Source organism: Rubrivirga sp. (assembly GCF_049648075.1).
Taxonomy (GTDB): Bacteria; Bacteroidota; Rhodothermia; order Rhodothermales; family Rubricoccaceae; genus Rubrivirga.
The window spans coordinates 1-5366 of record NZ_JBARYR010000762.1 but is presented as its reverse complement, the minus strand read 5'-3'; the positions used below and the strand labels follow the sequence as shown (position 1 = coordinate 5366).

The window sequence follows — 5366 nt, the reverse complement described above, 5'->3', positions numbered from 1 at the left end:
CCCTCGACCGGCGCCGCGTGCTGGTGCGCATGGACGAGGGGTAGCTCGCTGGCGAGATGGGGCAGGAGGGAAGGGCTCGCCCCGTCCTCGAGGACGGGGCGTTCGTTTTTGCGGCCTCGAGGTCGTCCACGACTCGCGGTGCCCCTCCCGAGAACCCCGCCCGACCTCGAGGGCGATCTGGCAACGGCACGAGCTCCAGCGCCTCTTGCCCCATGCCCCGGCCCCCTTGCCGCGAGCAGAGCAAGCCCGACCGTAGCTTTGGGCTCCCCGTTCCGACCGCCATGCGCCCGCTGCTCGTCCTCGCCGCCCTCGGCTTCGTTCTGTCCGCCTGCCAGGAGGCCGGCCCGCCCTCGACGCCGCCCGAAGGATGGGTCGAGGCCGATCGCGGACGCTGGTACGTCCCCGGCACCGACACGTCGGCCGCGTTCCGAGACCTGTCGACGCTCGAGGCGATGGGCGTCGTCCGCGACGAGACCGAGTTCGTGCGCTGGGTCCAGGAGAAGATGACCGACATCTACCGCACCGACCCCGAGACCGTCGACTCGGTCTTCGCCGCCGAGTTCTTGGACGAGGTCCGCGCCGGCATCCCGGCCGGCGACGACTACGGACCACAGGCCGACGCGCTCGTCAACCGGATCAAGACCGACTTTTACCAGCGCTACAACGCCTCCCGCTACGACGCTCCCGACGAGCCGCTCGTGCTCCCGGATTCGCTCGCCGACGTGAGCGGCCGGATCGCCGTCCAGGTCTACGTCGACACCGACAACCAGCCGACGGCGATCCGGCTCGTCGAAGGCACCGGTACGTCGCTGGACGGGGTGTTTATGCGCCGCGTGCTCTCGAGCACGTTCACCGACGCGTGGGTCCGACCGAGTGCCGGCCGCGTGGCCGGTGTCGAGATCCCGAGCTGGGTCCACGTCTCGAACGACTTCCTGGGCTGATCGGCGCCGACCGACCCGCGCCTCTTCCACCTGGTCGCGTTTTCATCGCACCCGGCCGGCGGCAACCCGGCGGGCGTCTGGATCGGAGAGGAGCACCCGTCGGCCGAGGGGATGCAGCGGATCGCCCTCGAGGTCGGCTACTCCGAGACGGCGTTCGTCGCGCCTGCGAAGGGTGCCGAGCGCGCCGTCCGCTACTTCAGCCCCGAGGTCGAGGTCCCGTTCTGCGGCCACGCCACCATCGCGACCGGCGTGGCCTTGGGCCTCGAGGCCGGAGCCGGGGCGTACCGGCTTTCGACCGCGGCCGGCACGATCCCGGTCGACGTTCGTGAACACGACGACGAGTGGCGGGCGTCCCTGACCTCCGTCGAGCCATCCTTCGCGCCGGTGCCCGCCGCCGTCCTCGAGGACGCGCTCCGAGCGCTGCGTTGGGACGCCTCCGACCTCGATGCGGCATTGCCTCCCGCGCTCGCCTACGCGGGCGCTCGGCACCTCGTGCTGGCTGTGAGCGAGGCCCGCCGGCTCGCCGACCTCGAGTACGACTTCGACGCGCTCGCCTCCGTCCTGCGATCTGCCGACGCCGTGACGGCGCAACTGGTCTGGCGTGAGCGAGACGACCTGTTCCACTCTCGGAATCCGTTCCCGGTGGGAGGCGTCGTGGAGGATCCGGCGACTGGAGCCGCGGCGGCAGCGCTCGGCGGGTATCTGCGGGAGGCCGGCTTGATTGAGGCCCCAACTGCGTTCACCATCCGACAGGGCGAGGCAATGGGGCGGCCGAGCACGATCCACGTCGCGGTGCCGCCGTCCGGTGGCATCGTCGTCATGGGCACAGCCGTCTGCATCCCCGATCTGTCATGACCCTCGACCTGCTTCCCGGCGTTCTCGCCGTGTGCCGCCTGGATCCCGACGCCGCCCTCGAGGCCTGGATGGGGCAGGGCTCGGTCTCGAGTATCACACGAACGCCGGTAGAGCTATCCGTTGTCTGTCAAAGAGATGGAGTGCCCGAAGGTGTCGTCCTCGAGGACGGCTGGCGCGCACTCGCTCTCCGCGGCCCAATTCCGTTCGAGCTAACGGGCGTTCTGACGAGACTGCTCGATCCGCTCGCCGCCGCCGAGGTCTCCATCTTCGCCATCTCGACCTACGACACCGACGTCGTGATGGTCAAGGCGCTCGCCCTCGAGGACGCGGTCACGGCACTCCGGGCGGAAGGGCACACCGTCGAGGGCGCGTAGACTTTAGCGCCGTGCGATGTCCTCAGGGATGGCGGGGAGCCACCCCGCGTCGAGGACGCCCCACAGTCCCACGCCGATGGCTTCGGCCGCGTCGTGGCGCAGCTTGCCTTTCGGTCGCTTCGCTCCGCTCCACTCGATGACGGCACGCGCCAGCCCGTCCGCCGCCTCTTTGGCCTGGAAGCCGCGGCGTTGCTCCCGTGGCAAGAGCAGCTGACGCCGCCACACGTGGGCGTCGATCACGCGGGCCCGCCGCCCGGCCCGCTCCGCCGCCCGCTTCCAGATCTCGGCGATGTCGCCGCCGCCCTCGAGGACGATTCGCTCGGCATCCCGGTGGTCGTGAAGAACGCTCCCCGCCGCTTTTCGAAGCCGAGCCCGCGTCCCCAGATTCTGAGATCGGTACGAGATGAGCCGTCCGTCGCGCCCGTAGAGAGCGAATCCGGTCTTGAGTCCAAGGTCGACGGCGAGCAGCATGGGGGATGGGGGATGGGGGATGGGGGATGGGGTGGCGCCGTCGAAAAGTTCCCCGTCGCGGGTCGTCCTCGAGGTCGCACATCCGCTCTCGAACCGACTCGAGGACGCGGCACACGTAGAGACGCCCCGCGGGGCGTCTGTGCCGGCCTCGATGCGTCGGCCTCAACGTCGAACACGACCTCAAGGCCACCCTAGCCCCATCTCGACCTCGATGACGGCCACATTCTCCGTCTCGCATCCGCACCCTCGAGGCCGTGCCACACGCATCTTCCCCAAACCCCAAACCCCAAACCCCAAACCCCCTGCCCACACGCCCGCTCCTGCTCGTCCTCGTCGCATCCGCCGTCTTGGTGTGGCTCTACGGCGCGCTCGACCCGGTCGTCTTCGCCGAGTCCGGCGTCAAGTACTACGGGCCGATGGCAGAGGCGTCACCGGGACTCGCCCTCGAGGTCGCCCAGCCCTACGTGTTCCGGTGGCTCGGGCCGTGGCTCGCGGGGCTCCTTCCGTTGTCGGTCCCCGCCGCGTTCTCCGTGTGGGCGTGGGTCGGATCGCTCGCGCTCGTCGTGCTGATGTGGGCGGTGTGTCGTGCCGATGGACGTGGCGACCGTGCGGCGGCGTTGGCGGCCGTGTTGCTCGCGATGAACCCGTATTTGTTTGGGTTCAACGTGTTCAATATGTATCAGCTCGGCGACCTGATCGCCCAGGTTGGACTCGGTGCCGGGCTGCTGCTGCTGTGGAGACGGCAGTACCTCGCGCTTGGAGCGGTGATGGCGGTGACGGTCTTGGCTCGTGAGCCAGCGATCTTAATGGTGCCTGTCGCCGCGGTCTGGTCGTGGGAGCAGAGGCGGCTCCGCGAGGATGGTCTTCGGTTGGTCCTTGCACTGGTCCCCCTCCTCATCTTGTTTGCGGCGCCTCGGCTCTTGATGGCCGAGCAGGAGGGACCGCACTTGGTTCAGACGTTCATCAACGCGAGCGGAAAGGCCCTTGAGGTCGGGACGTGGGCGCGGCTGTTGGTGAACGCGTGGGTGCCGGTCGTGGCGCTCTTGCTGGTCTGGCCTCGGGAGGCGATGTCGTGGGCGCGAGGGCACCTCCACTTGATCGTTCTCATCGTGCTGACGCTCGCGAGCGCATTCTTCGGCGGTGACCAAGAGCGGCTGATGCAGCCGGCCATCTGGGTGATCTATCCGCTCGTTGCCCTCGTCCTCGAGCGGCACTGGTCCCGCCAGCGTTTGGCGACCGGCGCTCTCGTGACTGCGGGGCTCCTCGCTCATCTGCATCACATCACGGCGCGGTTCCCGCTTCCGAGCCGCCGACTCACCGCCGTCCTCGCCGCGGTCGCCCTGGTGCTCGCGCTCGCCGCCGCGCTGGCGGTCCGGCTCCGTCAGACGCCGACACCGTCGTAGGGGCGGTACGAGCGCATGCAGACCTCGACTAGGTGTAAACCGCCGGACGCGTGTATCTAAGGCTCACCAGCCACGTCATTCCATGCGACACGCCCTTCCAATCGTTGCCCTTCTGCTCCTCGCCGGATGTGACACGACGGTCGTCGGACTCTCCACTCCGGTCGCCCAGAATCCCGCTCCCGTCCCTGTCACCGTCACCTACCGCGTGGCGATCACCGGAACTGTCGAAGGCCTCGCCGTCAGGTACACGAACGGCGACGGTCGTGCTGTCGCCGAGGCGGTCGATCGCGAGCGGGACGGCGACGCCAACAGCGTGTACGTACGCCGCGTGCAGTCCGAGGCAGGGGCCATTGGTACGTTTCAGTTCGTCGCCTCAGGGACGGTCGACGATGGCCGGATCGCTGTGGCCATCATCGTGAGCGAGACGGGGAACATTCGAAACCTGGTCGCTGAGACGAGCGCTGTCGCATTCTCTTCGGTTCCGAGGGAGGACGTCTCGGTTGCCGCCGAGGTGTACGTGCCGGTCGCTCCGCCGTCCGAGGAGTGATCCGAGTCCACGGAGGGTCGTCCGCACTCCCGGATCAAGCCAGCCTGCCGCCCGAGCCGGCCGGCGCTCCGCTGCGTCGAACTGGCGGAGCGTGTCGAGCGAGCGTTGTCTCGCCTAGACCGTCGAGGCGAGCGCGCCATGGGATGGCGGCAGGCCGTATCCGACGGCGAGCGCGACCGCCGGCCCGCCGCGGCCTCAGCCTAGCAGGACGCCCGCGATGGTCGCCGTCATGAGGTTGGCCAACGTCCCGGCCAGAACCGCGCGGAGGCCCAGGCTCGCGATCTCGCCTGTTCGCTCCGGCGCCAGCGGTCCTATCCCGCCGATCTGGATGCCGATCGAGGACAAGTTGGCGAAGCCGCACAGCGCGAACGTCGTCATGACGATCGTCTTGTCTTGCAGGATGCCTGCCGCCAACGCGTCCGCAAACTGACTGTAGGCGACGAACTCGTTGGCGATCACCTTGGAGCCCAGGAAGCCGCCGAACGTCGCGGCGTCGACCGCGGGCACGCCGATGAGCCACGCGATCGGTTGGAGGATCGTCCCCAGGATCAGTTCAAGCGACGACGTGTAGCCGAACAGACCCGCGGTGCCGTCGATGATCTGGTTCAGGATCGCGATGATGGCCAGGAACGCGATCAGCATGGCGCCGATGTTGAGCGCGAGCTTCATCCCGTCGGCGGCGCCCGTGGCCGCGGCGTCGATCACGTTCTTCGGTCCGGGGTCGGCCAGGTCCTCGAGGGCGGCGGCGGTCGCCTCGTCACTCGAGGTCGAGGGC

General features: G+C 68.9%; 8 protein-coding genes. 5 read left to right on the top strand and 3 right to left on the bottom strand.

Annotation, left to right across the window (positions count from 1 at the left end; translation table 11 throughout):
• Positions 1-190, bottom strand: a 190-nt coding sequence (locus WBA11_RS20175; protein ID WP_424522424.1) for a hypothetical protein, incomplete at its 3' end; no start/stop codon positions are given.
• Between the two features lie 91 nt (positions 191-281).
• On the opposite strand from WBA11_RS20175, the gene WBA11_RS20170 reads away from it, so the two are divergent.
• From WBA11_RS20170 to WBA11_RS20160, 3 genes are read left to right on the top strand one after another with little or no spacing between them, the layout of a single operon-like run.
• Positions 282-941 carry a hypothetical protein gene (locus WBA11_RS20170; RefSeq protein ID WP_424522423.1) on the top strand — a complete coding sequence of 220 codons (660 nt, stop codon included), beginning with the start codon at positions 282-284 and terminating at the stop codon, positions 939-941.
• 30 nt (positions 942-971) lie between these two features.
• Positions 972-1796, top strand: coding sequence for a PhzF family phenazine biosynthesis protein (locus tag WBA11_RS20165; protein ID WP_424522425.1), 825 nt, complete (start codon positions 972-974; stop codon positions 1794-1796).
• On the top strand, positions 1793-2170 hold the full coding sequence (locus WBA11_RS20160) for an ACT domain-containing protein (protein WP_424522422.1): 378 nt from the start codon (positions 1793-1795) through the stop codon (positions 2168-2170). Before WBA11_RS20165 ends, WBA11_RS20160 begins: the two co-directional genes overlap by 4 nt.
• A gap of 3 nt (positions 2171-2173) precedes the next feature.
• Here the strand turns inward: WBA11_RS20160 and WBA11_RS20155 are convergent, their stop codons facing one another.
• Positions 2174-2641, bottom strand: coding sequence for a hypothetical protein (locus tag WBA11_RS20155; protein ID WP_424522421.1), 468 nt, complete (start codon positions 2639-2641; stop codon positions 2174-2176).
• Between the two features lie 254 nt (positions 2642-2895).
• On the opposite strand from WBA11_RS20155, the gene WBA11_RS20150 reads away from it, so the two are divergent.
• Complete coding sequence (locus tag WBA11_RS20150; RefSeq protein WP_424522420.1) at positions 2896-4044, top strand: hypothetical protein; 1149 nt, start codon at positions 2896-2898, stop codon at positions 4042-4044.
• Positions 4045-4126: 82 nt separating this feature from the next.
• A complete protein-coding gene (locus WBA11_RS20145) occupies positions 4127-4591 on the top strand; it encodes a hypothetical protein (RefSeq protein ID WP_424522419.1) in 465 nt (154 codons plus the stop codon).
• 195 nt (positions 4592-4786) lie between these two features.
• Here the strand turns inward: WBA11_RS20145 and WBA11_RS20140 are convergent.
• The coding region (locus WBA11_RS20140; RefSeq protein WP_424522418.1) for a nucleoside transporter C-terminal domain-containing protein at positions 4787-5366 on the bottom strand (580 nt) is incomplete at its 5' end.

What these genes read in the sequence shown, in the direction of transcription:
- WBA11_RS20170 (WP_424522423.1), top strand. Translation starts at nt 282, where the DNA reads ATGCGCCCGCTGCTCGTCCTCGCCGCCCTCGGCTTCGTTCTGTCCGCC.
- WBA11_RS20160 (WP_424522422.1), top strand. Translation starts at nt 1,793, where the DNA reads ATGACCCTCGACCTGCTTCCCGGCGTTCTCGCCGTGTGCCGCCTGGAT.
- WBA11_RS20155 (WP_424522421.1), bottom strand. Translation starts at nt 2,641, where the DNA reads ATGCTGCTCGCCGTCGACCTTGGACTCAAGACCGGATTCGCTCTCTAC.
- WBA11_RS20145 (WP_424522419.1), top strand. Translation starts at nt 4,127, where the DNA reads ATGCGACACGCCCTTCCAATCGTTGCCCTTCTGCTCCTCGCCGGATGT.